Annotated in this window: 16 protein-coding genes and 1 pseudogene; 10 read left to right on the forward strand and 7 right to left on the reverse strand. The window is 71.6% G+C overall.

Annotated features, from left to right (window positions below; genetic code table 11):
* Window positions 1-12: 12 nt before the first annotated feature.
* Both dhaL and dhaK read right to left on the reverse strand, forming a co-directional pair.
* On the reverse strand, window positions 13-612 hold the full coding sequence (gene dhaL / locus NGF19_RS06555; protein WP_252423227.1) for a dihydroxyacetone kinase subunit DhaL: 600 nt from the start codon (window positions 610-612) through the stop codon (window positions 13-15).
* A gap of 35 nt (window positions 613-647) precedes the next feature.
* On the reverse strand, window positions 648-1,640 hold the full coding sequence (gene dhaK / locus NGF19_RS06560) for a dihydroxyacetone kinase subunit DhaK (protein ID WP_252422877.1): 993 nt from the start codon (window positions 1,638-1,640) through the stop codon (window positions 648-650).
* A 340-nt stretch (window positions 1,641-1,980) separates the two neighbouring features.
* Here dhaK and NGF19_RS06565 point away from each other — a divergent pair, with 340 nt between their 5' ends.
* The 4 genes and pseudogenes from NGF19_RS06565 to NGF19_RS06580 all read left to right on the forward strand — a co-directional run bounded on the left by NGF19_RS06565 (window position 1,981) and on the right by NGF19_RS06580 (window position 6,096).
* Window positions 1,981-3,336 carry an NAD(P)/FAD-dependent oxidoreductase gene (locus NGF19_RS06565; protein WP_252422881.1) on the forward strand — a complete coding sequence of 452 codons (1,356 nt, stop codon included), beginning with the start codon at window positions 1,981-1,983 and terminating at the stop codon, window positions 3,334-3,336.
* Between the two features lie 56 nt (window positions 3,337-3,392).
* Complete coding sequence (locus tag NGF19_RS06570; RefSeq protein ID WP_252422883.1) at window positions 3,393-4,034, forward strand: oxygenase MpaB family protein; 642 nt, start codon at window positions 3,393-3,395, stop codon at window positions 4,032-4,034.
* 48 nt (window positions 4,035-4,082) lie between these two features.
* Window positions 4,083-4,484: pseudogene (locus tag NGF19_RS06575) on the forward strand (oxygenase MpaB family protein); the annotation flags it as partial.
* Window positions 4,485-4,539: 55 nt separating this feature from the next.
* Entirely contained in the window at window positions 4,540-6,096 is a 1,557-nt protein-coding gene (locus tag NGF19_RS06580; RefSeq protein WP_252422884.1) for a phytoene desaturase family protein, read from the forward strand.
* A gap of 69 nt (window positions 6,097-6,165) precedes the next feature.
* Here NGF19_RS06580 and NGF19_RS06585 read toward each other — a convergent pair whose 3' ends face one another.
* Entirely contained in the window at window positions 6,166-7,971 is a 1,806-nt protein-coding gene (locus NGF19_RS06585) for a serine hydrolase domain-containing protein (RefSeq protein ID WP_252422886.1), read from the reverse strand.
* A 229-nt stretch (window positions 7,972-8,200) separates the two neighbouring features.
* Here NGF19_RS06585 and NGF19_RS06590 point away from each other — a divergent pair, with 229 nt between their 5' ends.
* Window positions 8,201-9,700, forward strand: coding sequence for an acyl-CoA synthetase (locus tag NGF19_RS06590; RefSeq protein ID WP_252422888.1), 1,500 nt, complete (start codon window positions 8,201-8,203; stop codon window positions 9,698-9,700).
* A 2-nt stretch (window positions 9,701-9,702) separates the two neighbouring features.
* Here NGF19_RS06590 and paaK read toward each other — a convergent pair whose 3' ends face one another.
* A complete protein-coding gene (gene paaK, locus NGF19_RS06595) occupies window positions 9,703-10,998 on the reverse strand; it encodes a phenylacetate--CoA ligase PaaK (protein ID WP_252422890.1) in 1,296 nt (431 codons plus the stop codon).
* A gap of 208 nt (window positions 10,999-11,206) precedes the next feature.
* Here paaK and NGF19_RS06600 point away from each other — a divergent pair, with 208 nt between their 5' ends.
* From NGF19_RS06600 to NGF19_RS06615, 4 genes are all read left to right on the forward strand, one after another.
* Window positions 11,207-12,043 carry an alpha/beta fold hydrolase gene (locus tag NGF19_RS06600; protein ID WP_252422892.1) on the forward strand — a complete coding sequence of 279 codons (837 nt, stop codon included), beginning with the start codon at window positions 11,207-11,209 and terminating at the stop codon, window positions 12,041-12,043.
* Window positions 12,044-12,173: 130 nt separating this feature from the next.
* Complete coding sequence (locus tag NGF19_RS06605) at window positions 12,174-12,416, forward strand: DUF397 domain-containing protein (RefSeq protein WP_252422893.1); 243 nt, start codon at window positions 12,174-12,176, stop codon at window positions 12,414-12,416.
* A 114-nt stretch (window positions 12,417-12,530) separates the two neighbouring features.
* Window positions 12,531-13,448, forward strand: coding sequence for a universal stress protein (locus NGF19_RS06610; RefSeq protein ID WP_252422895.1), 918 nt, complete (start codon window positions 12,531-12,533; stop codon window positions 13,446-13,448).
* Window positions 13,449-13,555: 107 nt separating this feature from the next.
* On the forward strand, window positions 13,556-14,053 hold the full coding sequence (locus NGF19_RS06615; RefSeq protein ID WP_252422897.1) for a hypothetical protein: 498 nt from the start codon (window positions 13,556-13,558) through the stop codon (window positions 14,051-14,053).
* A 68-nt stretch (window positions 14,054-14,121) separates the two neighbouring features.
* Here the strand turns inward: NGF19_RS06615 and NGF19_RS06620 are convergent, their stop codons facing one another.
* The 3 genes from NGF19_RS06620 to NGF19_RS06630 all read right to left on the reverse strand — a co-directional run bounded on the left by NGF19_RS06620 (window position 14,122) and on the right by NGF19_RS06630 (window position 18,034).
* A complete protein-coding gene (locus tag NGF19_RS06620; protein ID WP_252422899.1) occupies window positions 14,122-16,098 on the reverse strand; it encodes an N-acetylmuramoyl-L-alanine amidase in 1,977 nt (658 codons plus the stop codon).
* A gap of 233 nt (window positions 16,099-16,331) precedes the next feature.
* Window positions 16,332-16,820 carry a plasmid transfer protein KilB gene (gene kilB / locus NGF19_RS06625; protein ID WP_252422901.1) on the reverse strand — a complete coding sequence of 163 codons (489 nt, stop codon included), beginning with the start codon at window positions 16,818-16,820 and terminating at the stop codon, window positions 16,332-16,334.
* A gap of 83 nt (window positions 16,821-16,903) precedes the next feature.
* On the reverse strand, window positions 16,904-18,034 hold the full coding sequence (locus NGF19_RS06630) for an aminoglycoside phosphotransferase family protein (protein WP_252422902.1): 1,131 nt from the start codon (window positions 18,032-18,034) through the stop codon (window positions 16,904-16,906).
* 233 nt (window positions 18,035-18,267) lie between these two features.
* Here NGF19_RS06630 and NGF19_RS06635 point away from each other — a divergent pair, with 233 nt between their 5' ends.
* Window positions 18,268-19,767, forward strand: a complete 1,500-nt coding sequence (locus NGF19_RS06635) for a DNA-binding protein NsdB (protein WP_252422904.1) — start codon at window positions 18,268-18,270, stop codon at window positions 19,765-19,767.
* The last annotated feature ends 13 nt before the right edge of the window (window positions 19,768-19,780 follow it).

The raw sequence follows: 19,780 nt of genomic DNA on the forward strand, positions 1-19,780 counted from the left end.
TTCTGCGCGCTCTCACTCACCGGCGGCCTCCGCGAGCGCGGCGAACAACAGGGCCGAGGAGGTGGCACCGGGGTCCTGATGCCCGATGCTGCGCTCGCCCAGATAGCTGGCCCGGCCCTTGCGGGCCTGCAACGGTGTCGTCGCGGCGGCGCCCTTGTCGGCGGCGGCGCTCGCCGCGGCGAACGAGGTGCCGAGCGCCTCCACCGCGGGCACCAGGGCATCGATCATGGTCTTGTCGCCGGGCGCGGCCCCGCCCAGCGCCGTCACCGCCTCCACGCCCGTCCGCAGCGCCTCGGTGAGCTGCTCCTCGGTGACCTCGGCGGCGTCCCCGAGAGCCTTGCCGGCACGGCGGAACAGGGTGCCGTACAGCGGCCCCGACGCGCCCCCGACCGACGAGATGAGCCGGCGGCCCGCCACCTGGAGGATCGCGCCGGGCGTGGCGGGCTCCTCCGTCTCCAGCACGGTACGGACCGCGCGGAACCCGCGCTGCATATTGCTGCCGTGGTCGGCGTCGCCGATCGGCGAGTCGAGCGCGGTCAACCGCTCCGCCTCGCGGTCGACGGATGCGGCTGCCGCCGTCATCCAGCGGCGGAAGAAGTCGGCGTCGAGCAACTGGATCTCCTTGATCGAAACGGACGTTGACTCACTCACCTGCCCCAGCGCAGCCCCGGTGTGCTGACCGGCGCGTCCCACAGCCGCAACAGTTCCTCGTCGACCTGGCAGAGGGTGACCGAGGCACCCGCCATGTCGAGGGAGGTGACGTAGTTGCCGACCAGGGAGCGGGCCACGGCGACACCCCGCTCGGCCAGCACCCGCTGGACCTCGGCGTGATAGCCGTACAGCTCCAGGAGCGGGGTGGCACCCATCCCGTTGACCAGGACGAGCACCGGGTTGTGCGGCTCCAGATCGTCCAGGACGGCATGCACCGAGACATCGGCGATCTCGCGTGCCGTCATCATCGGGCGCCGCTCGCGCCCCGGCTCGCCGTGGATGCCGATACCCAACTCCAGTTCACCTTCGGGAAGATCGAAGGTGGGGGTGCCCTTGGCAGGCGTGGTACAGGCACTGAGGGCGACACCGAAGCTGCGCGAGTTCTCATTGACCTGCCGGGCGAGGGACTGGACGCGTTCCAGCGGCTGTCCCTCCTCCGCCGCCGCTCCCGCGATCTTCTCCACGAACAGGGTGGCGCCGGTGCCGCGCCGCCCGGCCGTGAAGGTGCTGTCGGTGACGGCCACGTCGTCGTCGACCAGCACCTTGGCGACCTGGATGCCCTCGTCCTCGGCGAGTTCCGCCGCCATGTCGAAGTTCAGTACGTCACCCGTGTAGTTCTTCACGACGAACAGCACACCCGCCCCGCTGTCCACGGCCGCGGCGGCGCGCACCATCTGGTCGGGCACCGGCGAGGTGAACACCTCACCGGGACAGGCCGCCGACAGCATCCCCGGACCGACGAAGCCGCCGTGCAGCGGCTCGTGCCCGGAGCCACCCCCGGAGACGAGCGCGACCTTGCCGGCCACCGGGGCGTCATGCCGCACGATCAGCCGGTTCTCCACGTCGATGACCAGTTCGGGATGCGCTGCTGCCATGCCCCGCAGCGCGTCCGCGACCACCGTTTCCGGGACGTTGATCAACATCTTCAAGGGAGCCTCCTGGTGAGCCCGGCAGCCGAGCCCCCCGACCTGTGCCCTGTCCAGGCCGGAGGGAACGGCGACAGTTTCTGATCTCAGTGGTCCGTAATGTGTGGTGGTTCGCTCACCGCAGTATCGGACTTGACAGCGCGATGGTCACGTGTGCGGACGATTGTGGGCGCGTACGAGTCTTGGGCGCGCTCGGGTGACCCACCGTGCCCAGGGGCGCGAGAGCGGTGGCGACGGCCTGTGCGGAAGGGTGATTGCGCAGGTGAGAGGCGTTACGGATGCGGACTCGGGCTCGGTTCCCTAGCGTGGCAGGCATCGGCGTCTCCGTCAGGAGGGACCTCTCATGGCCGTGCCCCGGATCGTGATCGTCGGTGGCGGATTCGCCGGGATGGAGACCGCGCGCAGACTCGAGCGGACCCTCAAGCCCGCCGAGGCCACGCTGCGGCTCGTCACGCCCTACGCCTACCAGCTCTATCTGCCCCTGCTGCCCCATGTCGCCTCGGGGATCCTCACCCCGCAGTCGGTCGCGGTCCCGCTGCGCCGGCTGCTGCACCGCACGGTCATCGTGCCCGGTGGGGCGGTCGGCATCGACCCCGGCGCCAAGGCCGTGGTCGTCCGCAAGATCAACGGGGAGACGAGCGTCGAGCACTACGACTACCTGGTGCTGGCGCCGGGCAGTGTGACGCGGCAGTTCGACATCCCCGGGGTGGACCAGCACGCGGTGGGCATGAAGACGCTCGCCGAGGCGGCCTGGGTCCGCGACCACGTCATCTCCCAGCTCGACCTCGCGTCGGCCAGCTCCGACCCCTTCGAACGCGAGACCAGGCTCCAGTTCGTGGTCGTCGGCGGCGGCTACGCCGGGACCGAGACCGCCGCCTATCTGCACCATCTGACCACCGCCGCGGTCCGGCGCTATCCGGGCCTGGACCCGGCGCTCATCAAGTGGCACCTGATCGACATCGCCCCCCGGCTCATGCCCGAACTCGGTGAGCGGCTCGGCGCGAAGGCCCTCGCCATCCTGGAGCGGCAAGGTCTGAACATCTCCCTCGGGGTCTCCGTCGCGGAGGTCACCCGCAACACCGTCACCTTCACCGACGGCCGCACGCTGCCCTGCCACACCCTGATCTGGACGGCGGGCGTCGCGCCCAGCCCGCTGATCGCCACCCTGGACGCCGAGACCGACCGGGGCCGTCTGATCGTCCGGCCGGACTTCACCGTGCCGGGCCTGGACGGGGTCTTCGCCCTCGGGGACGCCGCCGCGGTACCCGACCTCGCCAAGGGCGACGGCGCGATCTGCCCGCCGACCGCCCAGCACGCCATGCGCCAGGGCTGGACCGCCGCGAAGAACGTGGCGGCGTCGCTGCGCGGCGCGCCCCTGACCGAGTACCGGCACAAGGACCTCGGACTGGTCGTGGACCTCGGTGGCGTCCAGGCCGTCTCCAAGCCGCTCGGCCTGGAACTGACCGGCGCGCCCGCCCAGGCCGTCGCCCGCGGCTACCACCTGGGAGCCCTGCGCACGGTCCCGGCGCGGCTGCGCACCCTGACGAACTGGACGCTCAACGCCCTCGCCAGCTTCGATTTCGTCCGCATCGGCTTCCAGGCGGGCCGCCCCGCCACGCTCAAGGACTTCGAGCGCCCCGACGCCTATCTGACGCCCGACCTGATCCTCTCGCACACGGCGCAGAAGTCGTTGAGCTGAGCCGGGCACAATGGCCGTGGAGGTTGCGCTGCGGATCACGGGGGCGGAGGTCAGTGGTGGGGCTGCGGAGTCGGATCGCCGACGAGCTGAAGGCGACCGTGCACGGCGGGGATCTCGCGCTGGAACGGTACGAGGGTCCGGCCGGTGATCCCGGGCTGCTCGGGATCACCCCCGGCGATCCCGCCTGGCGGGTGCACGGACATCTCACCGGCATGCTCACCGGCGGGTTCGCGGCGCTGATGCTCCAGTCCCTGCACCCGCTGGCCATGGCCGGGGTCGACCAGTACTCGGACTTCCGCTCCGACCCGGCCGCCCGGTTCGTCGGCACCGCGCGTTTCGTCGTCACGACGACCTTCGGCTCCACCTCGGCCGCGCACGAGGCGCTCGCCGTGGTGCGCGGGATCCACACCCGCGTGCGCGGCACGGCCCCGGACGGCACGCCCTACCGCGCGGACGACCCCGAGCTGCTGACCTGGGTGCACACCGCGGAGGTACGCAGCTTCCCTAGGGCCTGTCGTCACATTCCCGTCTGCCCGGCGACGCCCGGCACGCCCTCTCGCCGCACCGGGCGAAAGCCCACGTACGTCCAGTACGAGGGCTTCCGCCCGTCACTCCCCCAAGCTCTTCGAGCAGGGGGTGCCCCCAGAGCACGCACCGGACGCCGCCGGGCCGCCCTGCGGGCGACGACGGGAATGTGACGACAGGCCCTAGCGGGCTACCAGACGTACGCGCCGCGCCGGTTCCGGCTCACGCCCGCCCAGTGCGACACGTACTACCGCCAAGTCGCCCCGGTCGCCGAGCTGTTGGGCGCGCAGAAGGTGCCCCGCAGTGTGCGCGAGGTCGAGCGGTACCTGGACCGCGTACGGCCCCGACTCCGCGCCACCCCGGCCGCGTCGGACTGCGTACGGTTCCTGCGCGGCTTCGGCCGGAGCGGGCGGGAGCGGCTGGGCATACGCGTGTTGATGAACGCGTCGGTCGGACTCCTCCCCGACTGGGCGCGAGCCGAACTCGACATCCACCGTCCGGCGGTGGTCCGCTCCTGCTGGGACCGTCCGGTGGCGACCCTGCTCGGCCGCACGATGGAGTGGGCGCGCGGCCCGTCCGAGATCCAGGCCGCCGCGCGACGGCGGACGGCCACGCGCCCCTGAGCCACCCCGGCCCGACCCTGGCCGACCGGGATCACCGCGTGCTACGAAGAACCCCATGCCTGCACACGACGGATACGACGCCGTGGTCGTCGGCGGCGGCCACAACGGTCTGGTCGCCGCGGCCTACCTCGCGCGGGCCGGACGGTCCGTACTGGTCCTCGAACGCCTCGACCGCACCGGGGGCGCCGCCGTCTCCACCCGGCCGTTCGCCGGGCTCGACGCACGGCTGTCGCGGTACTCCTACCTGGTCAGCCTGTTACCCCCGAAGATCGTGCGCGACCTGGAGCTGGACTTCCGCGTACGGGCGCGCACGGTGTCCTCGTACACCCCGGTCGAGCGCGCCGGGCGTCCCACCGGGCTGCTCGTCGGCGGCGGCGAGCAGCGCACCCGGGAGGCGTTCGCCCGGCTCACCGGATCCGACCGGGAGTACACGGCCTGGCAGCGCTTCTACGGGATGACGGCGGGCGTCGCCCGACGGGTCTTCCCCACGCTCACCGAACCCCTGCCCACCCGGGGCGAGTTGCGCCGCCGCATCGACGACGAGGAGGCCTGGCGGGCGCTGTTCGAGGAGCCCCTCGGTGTCGCCGTCGAACGGTACTTCGCCGACGACCTGGTCCGCGGTGTCGTCCTCACCGACGCGCTCATCGGCACCTTCGCGGACGCCCATGACCCCTCGCTGGCGCACAACCGCTGCTTCCTCTACCACGTCATCGGCGGCGGCACCGGAGCCTGGGACGTCCCGGTGGGCGGCATGGGCGCGCTCACCGACGCGCTGGCGACGGCCGCGCGCGCCGCGGGAGCGGTGATCGCCACCGGGCGGGAGGCCGTACGGATCGAGACCGACGGACACACCGCCGAGGTCACGTATCGCGGCGCGGACGGCGAAGGCGTCGTCGCGGCCCGGCACGTCCTGGTCAACGCCTCCCCGCAGGAGCTGGCCCGGCTCACCGGCGACACCCCGCCCGCCCCGGCCGAAGGCGCCCAGCTCAAGGTGAACATGCTGCTCACCCGGCTCCCGGCGCTGCGCGACACCGCCGTGGACCCGCGCGAGGCGTTCTCCGGGACCTTCCACATCGCCGAGGGCTACGGCCAACTGGCCGCCGCCCACGCCCGGTCGGCCGCGGGCGAACTGCCCACCGCGCCGCCCTCGGAGATCTACTGCCACTCGCTCACCGACCCGACCGTCCTCGGCCCCGACCTCGTGGAGCGCGGCTACCAGACCCTCACCCTCTTCGGCCTCCACACCCCCGCGCGCCTGTTCGCGGGCGACAACGACCGGGTACGGGAGGAGTTGCTGAAGTCGACGCTGGCACAGCTCGACGCCCATCTGGCCGAGCCCGTCGAGAGCTGCCTGGCCACCGACGCGGACGGGCGCCCCTGTATCGAGGCGAAGACCCCGCTCGACCTGGAGCGCGAACTGCGGCTGCCCGGCGGCAACATCTTCCACCGCGAGCTGGCCTGGCCGTACGCCCAGGAGGGCACGGGCCGTTGGGGCGTGGAGACCCGGCACGCGAACGTCCTGCTGTGCGGCGCGGGCGCGGTGCGCGGCGGCGGGGTGAGCGGGGTGCCGGGGCACAACGCGGCGATGGCGGTGCTGGAGCGGTGCCTGTGACCCACCGATCGGCTGCCCGGCCGATCGGTGGGATGCCGAGGACCTACGGCCATCCGGTGTCAGTCGGTGTCAGTCGGTAGACGCGGTCCAGCCCTTCGCCTCGATCCGCGTCGCGTCCGCCGGTCGCATGCCGTCGAACACGACCCGCCCACCGGCCTCGACCTTCAGCCCGTCCACGTACACGCCCCGTCCCACGTACAGCGTGTCGGTCGCGTACCGCCACCGCAGGGTGAGCCGCGCCGTCGTCGGCAGAGGCGCGCTGAGCTGGTGCCACACCCGCCCCGACCAGCCGGTGACCGAGCCGGACGGATGCTCCTCGGAGTCCCGGCCGCCGCGCACCGTGGTGAACGGCACTGCCTCCCAGGTCGCGCCGCCGTCGCCGGAGGCCTCCAGGAAGGCCGCGTCCGAGGCCGGTTCGGTGTCCCACCACAGGTCGCACCGGAGCCGGGCGTCACCGCCGCGGGTGTCCAGCGCGGGCAGCGTGAGCGTCGCCGAGGTGGAGCCCGCCATGCCGGAGAACCACGCCGTACGTCCACGCGTCGGCCGGACGGCCACCGCCCGCGCCAGGTTGTTCCCCGCGGCCACCCGGGGCGCCGAACCGGAGCGCCAATTGCGTACGGGATGCACGGAGTTGCCGAGCACCACGAGGAACGTGTCGGTGCTCGGATCGAGGACGAGGCAGGTGCCCGTGAAGCCGGTGTGCCCCGCCGTGCGCGGCGTGGCCATCGCGCCCATGTACCAGTGCTGGTAGAGCTCGAAGCCCAGCCCGTGGTTCTGGCCCGGGAAGGCGGTGTTGAAGTCGGTGAACATCAGGTCCACGGACGCGGGTTCCAGGATGCGCGCGCTGCCGTACGCGCCGCCGTTCAGCAGGGTCCGGCCGAGCACCGCGAGGTCCCACGCGCTGGAGAACACCCCCGCGTGCCCCGCGACACCGCCGAGGCTGTACGCGTTCTCGTCGTGCACCTCTCCCCAGACGAGCCCGCGGTCGAGCCCGGACCAGGGCTTGCGGGCGTCCTCGGTCGCCGCGATCCGCGGCTTCCAGGAGGCGGGCGGGTTGTAGCGGGTGCTGCTCATGCCGAGGGGAGCGGTGATCTCCTCGCGCAGCAGGGCGTCCAGCGGCTGACCGGTGATCGCCTCCAGGACGAGCTGGAGGGAGATCAGGTTCAGGTCCGAGTAGAGATAGGCCGTGCCGGGCGGGTTCAGCGGCGCCTCGTCCCAGATGAGGCGGAGCTTGCCCTCGCGGGTGGGGGCGTCGTAGAGAGGGATCCAGGCGCGGAACCCCGAGGTGTGGGTGAGGAGTTGGCGGATCGTGATGTCCTGCTTGCCCGCGCCGCCGAACTCCGGCAGGTAGGAGGCGACCTTGGCCTCCAACTCCAGTGTGCCGCGTTCCAGTTGCTGGACGGCGAGGATCGAGGTGAACAGTTTGGAGACGGACGCGAGATCGAAGACCGTGTCCCGGGTCATGGGGATCTGCTGGTCGGCGGGCAGCTCGACGCCGGTGTCGGTCTTCTCGTCGTACGCCGAGTAGCGCACCGCCGATCCGATCGGCTCGTGCAGGGCCACCGTGGCGCCCCGCCCGGCGAGCAGCACGGCGCCCGCGTACCAGGGGTGCCTGGGGGAGGGGCCGAGGTAGGTCTTCGCGTCGGTGACCAGGCGCCGCAACTGCTCGGGGAGCAGATCCGCCTGCTGGGCGGAGCCGCGCCGCAGCACGGGGCGGCCGGACTTCTCGGGCGCGGCCGTGGTCGCGTCCGCGTCCGTGTCCGCCGCCGCGGCCGGGGCGGCGCCGAGCGGGGCAAGGATCAGCGCACCACCCAAGGCCGCTGTGACACCGCCGAGTTGACGTCTTGTCAGTCCGCTGTCCGCTCTGTCTGCCATGTGAGGTCTCCTGCCGCGTCGCCTGAAAGAAACTTTCTGGAATCGCTGTGCAGAGTGAAAGATTCATGTCAGCGGGAGGGTGTGTCAAGAAGTCGGCGCCCCGCGTGGGCCGGTCCCACCCATCAGGGGGGAACGCCCGCCTGCCCGGCCCTTGACCTTCCGCGCGGGACGCCGCAAGGATCACGTCAGGGTCCGGGCGAACCGAGCCCACCTCACGGAGGAGCACGGCATGACGGCGGGACGAAGTGTCACGGTCGACAGCATGCTGCGGCGCAGCGCCCGGCGTACCCCGGAGCGCGTCGCGGTCCGCTACCGCGAACGGACCTGGACCTACGCGGCACTTGACGACGCGGTGTCCCGCGCCGCGCGCGTCCTGCGCGAGACCGGTCTCGCCCCCGGCGACCGGGTCGGCGCCTTCGGGCACAACTCCGACGCGTATCTGCTCGGCTTCCTGGCCTGTGCCCGCGCCGGGTTGGTGCACGTACCGGTCAACCAGAACCTGACCGGCGACGACTTGGCGTACATCATCGAGCAGTCCGGCTGCTCCCTCGTCCTCGCGGACCCGGACCTCACCCACCAACTGGGCGAGGACGTAAGGGTGTTGCCACTGCGCGACGCGGGCGACTCGCTGCTCGCGCGACTGGCCGCGGCAGAGGCGTACGACGGCGCGGAGCCGCGCGGCGAGGACCTGGTCCAACTCCTCTACACCTCCGGTACGACCGCCCTGCCCAAGGGCGCGATGATGACCCACGGCGCGCTGGTGCACGAGTACCTCAGCGCGATCGCGGCCCTCGATCTGCGCGCGGACGACCGGCCGGTGCATTCGCTGCCGCTCTACCACTCCGCGCAGATGCATGTCTTCCTGATGCCCTGCCTCGCCGTCGGCGCGGAGAACACCATCCTGGACGCGCCCGACGGGGACCAGCTCTTCGACCTGATCGAGACGGGCCGCGCGGACAGCCTGTTCGCGCCGCCCACCGTGTGGATCGGCCTCGCGGGCCGCCCCGACTTCACCACCCGCGACCTGAGCGGACTGCGCAAGGCCTACTACGGCGCCTCGATCATGCCCGTGGCCGTCCTGGAACGGCTGACGGAACGTCTGCCCGACCTCGCCTTCTACAACTGCTTCGGACAGAGCGAGATCGGCCCGCTGGCCATGGTCCTCGGCCCGAAGGAGCACACCGGGCGCATGGACTCCTGCGGACGCCCGGTGCTGTTCGTGGAGGCGAGGCTCGTCGACGAGTCGGGCGAGGGCGTGCGGGACGGGGAGCGGGGCGAGATCGTCTACCGCTCACCGCAGTTGTGCGACGGCTACTGGGACAGACCCGAGGAGAGCGCCGACGCCTTCCGCGGCGGCTGGTTCCACTCCGGCGACCTCGCCGTCAAGGACGCCGACGGCTACTTCACCATCGTGGACCGGGTCAAGGACGTCATCAACTCCGGTGGCGTACTGGTCGCTTCACGCCAGGTCGAGGAGGCCCTCTACACCCACGAACGGGTGGGGGAGGCCGCGGTGATCGGGCTGCCCGACGAGCGCTGGATCGAAGCGGTCACCGCGGTCGTCGTCCCGCGCGGCGAGGTGACCGAGGCCGAACTCCTCGCCCACGCACGCGAGAAGCTCGCCCCCTTCAAGGCACCCAAGCGGGTGCTGTTCGTGGACGAGCTGCCGCGCAACGCGAGCGGGAAGATCCTCAAGCGGGAACTGCGGAACCGGTTCGCGGAGGGCTGAGCTCAGCGCGGGCGCTGGTCCACGATGCGCCTGATCTTGCCCACCGACCGCTCCAGCGACTCCGGTTCGACGATCTCGACGCCGACGGAGACCCCGATCCCGTCCTTCACGGCCGCGGTGATGGCCCGCGCCGCCGCCTCGCGCTGCTCGGGCGTGGCTCCCGCCCTCGCCTCGGCCCGCACCGTCAGGGCGTCGAGCCGGCCCTCACGCGTGAGCCGGAGCTGGAAGTGCGGCGCCACACCCGGGGTGCGCAGCACGATCTCCTCGATCTGTGTGGGGAAGAGGTTCACGCCGCGCAGGATGACCATGTCGTCGCTGCGGCCGGTGACCTTCTCCATCCGCCGGAACACACGGGCCGTGCCCGGCAGCAGACGGGTCAGATCCCGGGTGCGGTAGCGGATCACGGGCATGGCCTCCTTGGTCAGGGAGGTGAAGACCAGCTCGCCCTCCTCGCCGTCGGGCAGTACCTCGCCGGTGATCGGGTCGACGACCTCGGGGTAGAAGTGGTCCTCCCACACATGCAGACCGTCCTTGGTCTCCACGCACTCCTGCGCCACGCCCGGACCGACGACCTCCGAGAGGCCGTAGATGTCGACCGCGTCGATCGCGAACCGCTCCTCGATCTCGCGCCGCATCTCCCCGGTCCACGGCTCGGCGCCGAAGATCCCCACGCGCAGGGAGGTGCCGCGCGGGTCGATGCCCTGGCGCTCGAACTCGTCGAGGAGGGTGAGCATGTACGAGGGGGTCACCATGATGATGTCGGGCTTCAGGTCCTGGATGAGCCGGACCTGACGGGCCGTCATGCCACCGGAGGCGGGGATCACGGTGCAGCCGAGGCGTTCGGCGCCGTAGTGGGCGCCGAGGCCGCCGGTGAACAGGCCGTAGCCGTACGCCACATGCACCGTGTCACCGGGCCGACCGCCCGCCGCGCGGATCGAACGGGCCACCATGTCCGACCACATGGACAGGTCGTTGTCGGTGTAGCCGACGACCGTGGGGTGTCCGGTGGTACCGCTGGAGGCGTGGAGCCGCCGTATCCGCTCGCGGGGGACGGCGAACATCCCGTACGGGTAGTTGTCCCGCAGATCGGCCTTCACCGTGAAGGGGAACCGGGCCAGATCGGCGAGTGTGCGGCAGTCGTCCGGGTGGACCCCGGCCTTGTCGAAGGAGTCCCGGTAGAACGGCACCTGGGTGTACGCGTGCCGCAGTGTGGCCCGCAACCGCTCCAACTGCACGGCCCGTAGCTCCTCGGCGCCGAGTCGTTCCCCGTCGTCCAGCAGGTCTCGCGTATCCGCCATGGGGACGTCTCCCTCGCCCATCACACTCGCCCATCACACCGATTTCGGACGACCGATCATTCGGTCGACTTGTTGGGGATCAGTAATCCAGCCAACCTGTCCCAAGGCAAGAGGTCGACGCGAAATTCTCCCCACGGACACCATCCGTGGCTGCCCTCGCGCGCAATCCCGTTGCCGTCGGCCCGTCCCGCTCGGGAGGATCGGCGCCATGCCCGCTTACGACGCGTACGACGGAACCCGCCTCGCCTACCACCTGCGCGGAGAGGGGGAACCCCTGGTCGTCCTGCCCGGTGGGCCCATGCGGGCCGGAGCGTATCTCGGGGACCTGGGCGGGCTGGCCGCCCGGCGTCGGCTCGTCCTGCTCGACCTGCGGGGCACCGGGGACTCCGCTCTGCCTGCCGACCCGGCCACGTACCGCTGCGACCGCCTCGTGGACGACGTGGAGGCGCTGCGCGAACACCTCGGCCTCGACCGCATGGACGTCCTCGCCCACTCGGCAGGCGGCAGCCTCGCCCTGCTGTACGCCGCCCGCCACCCGCAACGCATCGCGCGGCTCGCCCTGATCACCGCCACGCCCTGGGCCCTCGGCATGCCCGCGACCGCCGAGGACCGGCTCGCGGCGGCCCGGCTGCGCGAGGACGAGCCCTGGTTCGCGGACGCCTTCCCCGCGTTCGAGGCGTGGCTGACCGGGCGCGGCGACTTCGACCCCGCCTTCCTGCCCTTCTTCCACGGCCGCTGGGACGCGCGGGCACAGGCCCATGCGGACGCCGAGGAGGAACAGACCAACGAGGCCGCGGCCGACGTCTACGGCTCCGAGGGCGCCTACGACCCGCCCGCCACGCGGGCGGCGCTCGCGCGACTCACCGCGCCCGTCCTCGTCCTCGCGGGCGGACTCGACGGCGGACCCCGCCCGGACCTCGCGCGCCGGGTCACCGAGGCCGTCCCGCACGCCGAGTTCGCAGTCCAGGAGGGCGCCGGCCACTACCCGTGGCTGGACGACCCCGACGGGTTCACGGCCCGCGTGGGCGACTTCTTCGCCAGGTGATCGGCCGATCGGGCTCCTGGCCACGGCTGTTCCCGGGACACGACCCGCGGCATCCCACCGTGGTGGCCTGTCGGCTGTCGTACACGATCGCTAGGCTGGCCGCGGACGACGAATCGGGAGGAGCACGGACGTGGCCGAGAGCACCACCCAGCAGCAGCCGTTCACCGGCTGGGACAAACCGGAGCTGGACCTCAGCAACGCCGACTGGCACTCCAGCAGCAGAGGGCTCGGAGATGTCGAGATCGCCTTCATCGAGGGCTTCATCGCCATGCGGAACAGTGGCCGTCCCGAGAGCCCTTCCTTGATCTTCACCCCCGCGGAATGGGGCGCCTTCGTGTCCGGGGCGCGGAAGGGGGAGTTCGACCTGACGTGAGCCCGCACCGGGCGCGGAATTCGCGGACACGCGGCCGGTGACCCCGCTCCGGGGCCGTCGAGTACGTCAGGCTGGCCCCGGAACGATCACCGTGTGTGCCGGAGGCGAGAATCCATGAGCACCCTGCCGGTTGTCGCGGCCGTCGACGGATCGGACGACAGCCTGCGCGCCCTGGAGTGGGCCCTGAGCGCCGCACGGCTGCGCGAGGCGCCGCTGCGTGTGGTCCATGTGCGCCAGTACGCGTCCTGGGCGCAGCCCGACGTCCTCGTCGCCGGTCCGCCGGATCCGGCCGAGGACCCGGTGCTCGACCAGGTACGGGCCCGGTTGGAGGGCCGGGCCGACCGCCCCGCCATGGAGTACCTGTCGCTGGCCGGAGCCGCGGCTGCCGTGCTGCCCGAACTGGGCGGCACCGCTCAGCTCATGGTGCTCGGCTCACGGGGCCGCGGCGGCTTCGCCAGCCTGCTGCTCGGCTCCAGCGGCGTGGCCGCCGCGCGCGACGCCGAGTGCCCGGTGGTCGTGGTGCCACGCCCGGGACGCGAGGTGCACTCGGGCCCGCCCGTCGCGCCGGGGCCGCGTGTCGTCGTCGGTCTCCAGGTCGACAGCCCCGCCGATGCCACCTTCGCCTTCGCCTTCACGGAGGCGGACCGCCGAGACGCCCGGCTCCAGGTGATCGCCGCCTACCCGTGGCCGCCGGCCCGCATCTGGACGGCGCCCGGCGAACTCGTCCCTCCGGGCGACGACGAGGACGCCGTGGAGGGCGAGGTCCGGACCCTGGCCGCGAGCCTCCTCGCGCTGCACCGGGAGCGGCATCCGCAGGTGCGGGTCGACCTCGTGACACCGCCCGGCGACGCCGCGGGCCACCTCGTCGCGGCCTCCAAGGACGCCGAACTGGTCGTCGTGGGCCGTCACCGCCGCCGCCTCCTCTCACCCGCCCGCATGATCGGCTCGGTGACCCAGGCCGTACTGCTCCACGCGGCGAGCCCCATCGCGGTGATCCCCCCGACGACGGAACCCGCGCGCACCGACGAGTGAGCCGGCTCCCGGCACGTGCGCCGAAGGTCCCGCTCGGCGGCCGTCGAGCGGCTCTCCGCGGGCCCACCCCAAGTCCCGTCGCCCGCTCGGCCACGTACCATTGCGGCATGTCCTTCCTCCGCCGCCGCAGCGCCACTCCCGCAGGCCCCGACTTCGACGTTCTGGCCATGGATCCGGGGGACTGGCCGGGCAACCTCGGTGCCGGTCTGCTGCCCGCTCCCGACGGCAGTTGCCAGGGTGTGTTCCTGCGCTACGACCTGTTCGGCGGACGCGGACCCGCGATGATCATCGGCAATCTGCCGGAGGGCTCCCCGGCCCGTGAGGTCGCCGAGGGAGAGATCCCGTTCGAGGTGGCCCAGCTCCTCCTCGCGCTCGACAACGACGAGGAGGTCACCGTCGTCGGGAGCGAGGACATCCCGGTGATGCAGGGCGACAACCTCCTGATCGTGCGCCGCCTCAAGCTCTCCGAGGGCCGTATCTCCTGCGTCCAGTTCGACCGCAGCGACAACATCCTGGTGACCATCGCCGCCTGGGACCGCCCCATCACGGACGACCTGTACGTCCTGCTGAAGCCGCTGCCCGCGGAACTGTTCCAGCAGGGCTGACCGCCCCGGCGTACCGAGAGGGCCGGGACCGTCGAGTGTCCCGGTCCGGCCCTCCCGCCTCGCGCGTGCTACGACGCCGACGGCACCACGTCCACGTCCGCCGCCCGGACGAACGCCACCCGGTGGCCGAACTGGATCTCGTAGTAGCGGTCCTGGCCGGTCACGACCTTGTGCGAGTCCAGGTCGAAGGTGACCGAGTAGTAGTACTCACCCGCCAGCTCGTCACCGACGACGTACTTCTGGCCCGCCGGAAGCCGGTAGGACAGCGGCGAGACCGACTGCACGGGCACACCCGCCGGGTACGCCTCCTTCTCCGGGTACGCCCTGCCGTACACCGGGATGTCCGCGCGGCCGGACTTGGGCGTCACCACGAGCCCGGACGCGTGCACCGCCGTGGACTGCTTCGTCGGGTTCTTGAACCAGGCCTTCTGGCCCAGGTACCAGATCGCCGTCCAGTCCCCGGCCCGGTCGGCGACCGCGTACTGCTGTCCGGTGGAGACCCGCGAGGCCACGTCGTTCACGTCGATCGTGGAGTCCTCGCCGCCGGGCCGCAGCCCGATGTCCTTGATCAGCGGTGAGGTGTCGTCCGGCGCGCTGTACAGGCGTACCTCGCTGGAGCCGTGCGACGCGCACACTTCCCCGGACGCGGTGCAGCCGGTGTACTCGGGCCGGTTCTTCGCGTAGTCCGGCAGGATCGTCACCAGGCCGCCGCCGGGACCCGCCGTGGTGTGGAACGGCTTGCCGAGCAGCTCGAAGTAGTGCCGCCAGTCCCAGTACGGGCCCGGGTCCGTGTGCATGCCCGGGATCGAGGACGTCGTCGGGCCCGGCACGTTCTCGTGGCCCAGGATGTGCTGCCGGTCCAGCGGGATGTCGTTCTTCGCGGCGAGGTACTTCACCAGCCGGGCCGACGAGCGGTACATCGCCTCGGTGTACCAGGTGTCGGGCGCGACCAGGAAGCCTTCGTGTTCGAGGCCGATCGAGCGGGCGTTGATGTCCCAGTTGCCCGCGTGCCACGCCACGTCCTTCGCCTTGACGTGCTGCGCGATGTGCCCGTCGGTCGAGCGCAGGGTGTAGTTCCAGGACACATAGGTCGGGTCCTTGATGAGGTTGAGGACGCCGTCCCATCCGCCTTCGGTGTCGTGGATGACGATGTACTTGATCCGCTGCGACGCGGGCCGGTTCCCCAGGTCGTGGTTGCCGAAGTCACCGTCGCCGAACTCCTCGTACGGCGCCGGGATCCACTCGCAGGACACGCTCTTCGGGCACTCGGTCCCGGCCGCGCCCGCTGCGCGCAGTCCGGCGCGCTTCAACTGGGCGGTGTCGGGCGCCAGTCCGGGCTGAGCGGTCAGTGCGACGCGGTCACCCTTGTCCGTGGTGCGCCGCTCACCCTCGCGCATGACCTGGAACACGTCGTCGGCGTACGTGGCCGCCGTCGCGCGGTCGTCCGCGCCGGAGAACGTCGCCACCGCCCCGTACCACTCGGCCGGGTCGGCGGTCAGCGGCGCGCCGAGGCGCTTCTGGGCGTCGGCGAGCAGCGCGGCACCGCCCGCGATATTGGCCGCCGGGTCGGTACGCAACCGCTCCGCCGGGATGCCGGTCAGTGCGGCGGCCTTCGTCAACGTCTTCAGGCGGGCCGGGAGTCGGGAGTTCTCGGGGATCTTCGTCGTGGGCAGCAGCGCGGCGCGGGCCTGGTCGCCGCGGGCGTCCTCCGTGCCCTCGCTGTGGTGCGGGGTCTCGGCGAGTGCGGTGCGGGCATCGGTGAGGTGCATCGGGCCGTAGCCGCCGGTGACACTCGGCGCGCCCGCGTGCGCGTCCCAGCGGGACTGGAGGTAGGAGACACCGAGCAGCACGCTCTGCGGGACGTGGTACTCGGCCGCCGCGGCGGCGAAGGCGCCCTGGAGACCGGCCGAGGGGTGCCGCTCGGGGGCCGGGGCGGCGCCCGTCAGCGCGGGCAGCAACAACGCCGCCGAGACGACGGCGCCCGCCGCCGTGAGAGCGCGTCTGCGCCCGGCGGTGAGGTGGGGGACGGTGGCGGATCCTCGCAATGCAGCCTCCTGGGACGGTGGGCGCTCTGAGACGTGCGGGGCCGAACGTGCGTCAGTGGTATCGGCTCCCGGACGATCCGTCAATCACGCCCCGACACCAGAGATTTCCCATGTCAGCAGCAACGAAGACCAGTTTCGCGCCGACGCCGACGCGGCCTGCGGGGCGTCAGTGGAGTGGACCAATGACCTGCCCGAGCGCGGCTGGTTCCTGTTCGATCCGAGGACGAGACACGTCAGGGCGCTGAACCATGGAGAACGGCGTTGGCTTCCGCGACGAACGCATCGCAGGCCGCTTGGGCCACGCGGCCACGCTGGAGCATGTCCGCTCGGTCGTCAGTCCGGATGATCGCGCTGGTCAGCTCCAGCACCACGCCGGCCTGATCGGCAAGTCGGTGAACGTCTTCCTGGCCGCTTATGAGCTTCAGACGGGAGGCACTGCTGCGTGTTTCCACGTAGAGCCGGTAGGCCTCGGCCCGTGCGGCCGTGGCCTCTTCACTCGTGGGATCGGCATCCCAGCGTGACCATCGGTCGTACTGCGCGCGGCGGTAGTCCTCGGCGAGGGAAATGAAGGCTGCGCAGTTGTCGAACAGGAGTTGTTGCTGTTGGTGGGAGTGGGCGCGAGCCTCTGCTCGACGGGCGGACTTCTCCTGGTAGTGGTGTGCTATGACGGAGCCCAACAAGGTGCCTACGACGGCCAGCGCACCAGCGATGATGCCCTCCACCCCGGTAGGACATCACCGGAGAGTGCCCGCGTGTGAGCTGTCTTCCGGTCGATTCCATGGACGCGGGCCCTTGTCCCGTCCGCTCAGCGCGTGCCCACCGCCGCTCGTACGGCCCGGCGGGCCAGTTGGCAGTCGTCGTGCAACCGGCGTAGGAGCAGGCGCTGTTCCTCGCCGGAGGGCAGGGGGCCCTGCTGGGGGGTGCTCAACGGTGCCTCTTGCAGGGAGCGTTGTACCGCCGTTTCGTACCTGCGGATCTCGCGTGTGAGGACGAGCATCAGGTTCACCAGGAACGCGTCGCGTGAGGCCGGGCCCGCCGACTGGGCGATCTGGCTGATCTGGCGCCGGGCCGCCGGGGCGTTGCCGAGGACCGCCCACAGCGTCGCCAGGTCGTACCCGGGCAGATACCAGCCCGCGTGCTCCCAGTCCACGAGGACCGGGCCCGCCGGTGACAGCAGGAGGTTCGACAACAGCGCGTCCCCATGGCAGAACTGGCCCATGCCCTGACGCCCCGCCGAGTAGGCGATGTCATGCAGCAGCTTCTGAAGGTCACCCATGTCCCGGTCGGTGAGCATGCCCAGTTCATGGAAGCGCGCGATCCGCTCCGCATAGTCCAGCGGCGCCTCGAACGTCCCCGCCGGGGGACGCCACGCGTTCAACCGGCAGATCGCGGCCAGCGCCGCCCGGAAGTCGCCGCGCGGCGGCGCCTCCGCCGGATGCCGCTGGAGCGCGGCCACCCGGCCCGGCGCCCGCTCGATCACCAACGTGCAACTGTCCGGGTCCGCCGCGATCAGCCGCGGCACGCGCACCGGCGGCCGATGCCGGACGAACGCCCGGTACGCCGCTATCTCGTGCCGCATGCGCTCCGACCAGATGGGGGAGTGGTCGAGCAGACACTTGGCGACCGCCGTGGCACGCCCCGTCGTACCGACGATGAGCACGGACCGCCCGCTGCGGCGCAGCACTTGCACCGGAGCGAACTCCGGGCAGATGCGGTGCACCGACATGATGGCGCTCCGCAGTTGCGCGCCCTGCGGGCCGGACAGGTCGATCCGCCCGCTGAGCGACGGGGCGCCGCCCGCCGGCATACGACGCGTCCGCGCGGTACCGAGCACGGGGGCCGCGGGACGCGCGGCGTCGAGTAAGGGGCCGCCGACGCCCGGACGGGAGCGCAGTGACCGGGGCGGGGCGGACACGGAGGACGATGCTGCGTACATGAGGCGAGACAGATCCCTTCGTGTGCCTGCGAGTTCGGCGCCGCCCGCTCCGGCCGCCCAGGCGCACCCTGGGGAATGTCCCTGCGGCGACCGGGTCGGGATGGCGCTTTCCTACCTGACACCCGATGCCCCGTGGCACACCATCTGGCGCACCCTGGCGAACCCTGGCGAATAGTCCCGATGCATCTGACAGAGGGCTACTGTCAACTCAGCCGAGAACCTGGGGGCTTGACGTGAGCGGACAACCCAACACCCGCCTCTCGGACCTGTTCGGCCTGGCCGGCTGGTCCAAGGGCGAACTCGCGAGGCTGGTCAACCGGCAGGCGGCGGCCATGGGCCACCCTCAGTTGGCGACCGACACCTCACGGGTGCGGCGTTGGATCGACATGGGAGAGATCCCGCGCGATCCCGTACCACGGGTGCTGGCGGCGCTGTTCACCGAGCGACTCGGTCGTGTCGTGACCATCGAGGACCTCGGTCTGGTCCGGCACGGGCGCCCGGGGAGACGGCGTGACGAAGGGCGTGCCCGGCACCCCGACGGCATTCCCTGGGCGCCCGAGCGGACTGCTGCGGTCCTCACCGAATTCACGGGAATGGACCTCATGCTCAACCGACGCGGCTTGGTGGGCGCGGGCGCCGCGCTCGCCGCAGGATCAGCACTCAGCAGCGCCATGCACGACTGGCTGCGCACCGACCCGGCCCTCGCGGCCGACGCTCCCCGCTTCGACGATCCGCTGCACGCCGACCTCGTGGGGTTCGACCGCTACGAGGCCGCCCCCATCGGCTCGCAGGAGATCGAGGAACTGGAGCGCTCGGTCGAGGTGTTCCGGGCCTGGGACGCGACGCGTGGCGGCGGACTGCAACGCAAGGCTGTCGTGGGACAGCTCAACGAAGTGGGAGGCATGCTCTCCTACCGGCACCCCGACCATCTCCAGCGGCGTCTGTGGGGCGTCGCCGCCAACCTCGCCGTCCTCGCGGGCTGGATGTCGCACGACATCGGCCTGGAGCCCACGGCACAGAAGTACTTCGTCATCGCCGCGCACGCGGCCCGTGAGGGCGGCGACCGCCCCCGCGCCGGGGAGGCGCTCTCCCGCGCCGCCCGCCAGATGGTGCATCTCGGCAAGCCCGACGACGCACTCGACCTGATGCAGCTCGCCCGGTCCGGTTCCGGCGACCAGGTGCTGCCCCGTACCCAGGCCATGCTCAACACCATCGAGGCGTGGGCGCAGGCCTCGATGGGCAAGGGGCAGGCCATGCGGCGCATGCTCGGCGAGGCCGAGGAGCTGTTCGTCTCGGACAAGGCGGATGTGCCGCCGCCGAGTTGGATGCAGATGTTCGACGAGGCGGATCTGCACGGCATGCAGGCGCTGGCCTACCGCACGCTCGCCGAACACGAGCCGGACGCGGCCGTCGTCGCGCAGCGGCACGCGAAGGAGGCGCTGGAGCTGCGCGGGCCGGGCCGGGACCGGTCGAAGATCTTCGACCACATCTCCCTCGCGTCCGCGTGCTTCATCGCCGACGACCCGGAACAGGCGGACCGGTACGCACGGCTGGCGCTGACGTCGATGGGGGCCAACTCCTCCCACCGCACCTGGGATCGGCTGCGCGAGATGTACCGGCTCACCGCACAGTACGCCGGCTATCCGAAGATCAAGGACCTACGGGAGGAGATCGAACAGGCGCTGCCCAAGGGCCTGCCGAAGCCGAGAGGAAGCAACAACGCGCAGGCGTAGGAGGTCTGAGGGT

The sequence above is a fragment of the Streptomyces macrolidinus genome, assembly GCF_023887685.1.
Lineage (GTDB): Bacteria > Actinomycetota > Actinomycetes > Streptomycetales > Streptomycetaceae > Streptomyces > Streptomyces macrolidinus.

Coding starts and splice junctions, on each gene's coding strand:
- NGF19_RS06580 (WP_252422884.1), top strand. CDS start 4,540: ATGCCTGCACACGACGGATACGACGCCGTGGTCGTCGGCGGCGGCCAC.
- NGF19_RS06590 (WP_252422888.1), top strand. CDS start 8,201: ATGACGGCGGGACGAAGTGTCACGGTCGACAGCATGCTGCGGCGCAGC.
- NGF19_RS06630 (WP_252422902.1), bottom strand. CDS start 18,034: ATGTACGCAGCATCGTCCTCCGTGTCCGCCCCGCCCCGGTCACTGCGC.
- NGF19_RS06610 (WP_252422895.1), top strand. CDS start 12,531: ATGAGCACCCTGCCGGTTGTCGCGGCCGTCGACGGATCGGACGACAGC.
- NGF19_RS06565 (WP_252422881.1), top strand. CDS start 1,981: ATGGCCGTGCCCCGGATCGTGATCGTCGGTGGCGGATTCGCCGGGATG.
- paaK (WP_252422890.1), bottom strand. CDS start 10,998: ATGGCGGATACGCGAGACCTGCTGGACGACGGGGAACGACTCGGCGCC.
- NGF19_RS06585 (WP_252422886.1), bottom strand. CDS start 7,971: ATGGCAGACAGAGCGGACAGCGGACTGACAAGACGTCAACTCGGCGGT.
- NGF19_RS06600 (WP_252422892.1), top strand. CDS start 11,207: ATGCCCGCTTACGACGCGTACGACGGAACCCGCCTCGCCTACCACCTG.
- NGF19_RS06615 (WP_252422897.1), top strand. CDS start 13,556: ATGTCCTTCCTCCGCCGCCGCAGCGCCACTCCCGCAGGCCCCGACTTC.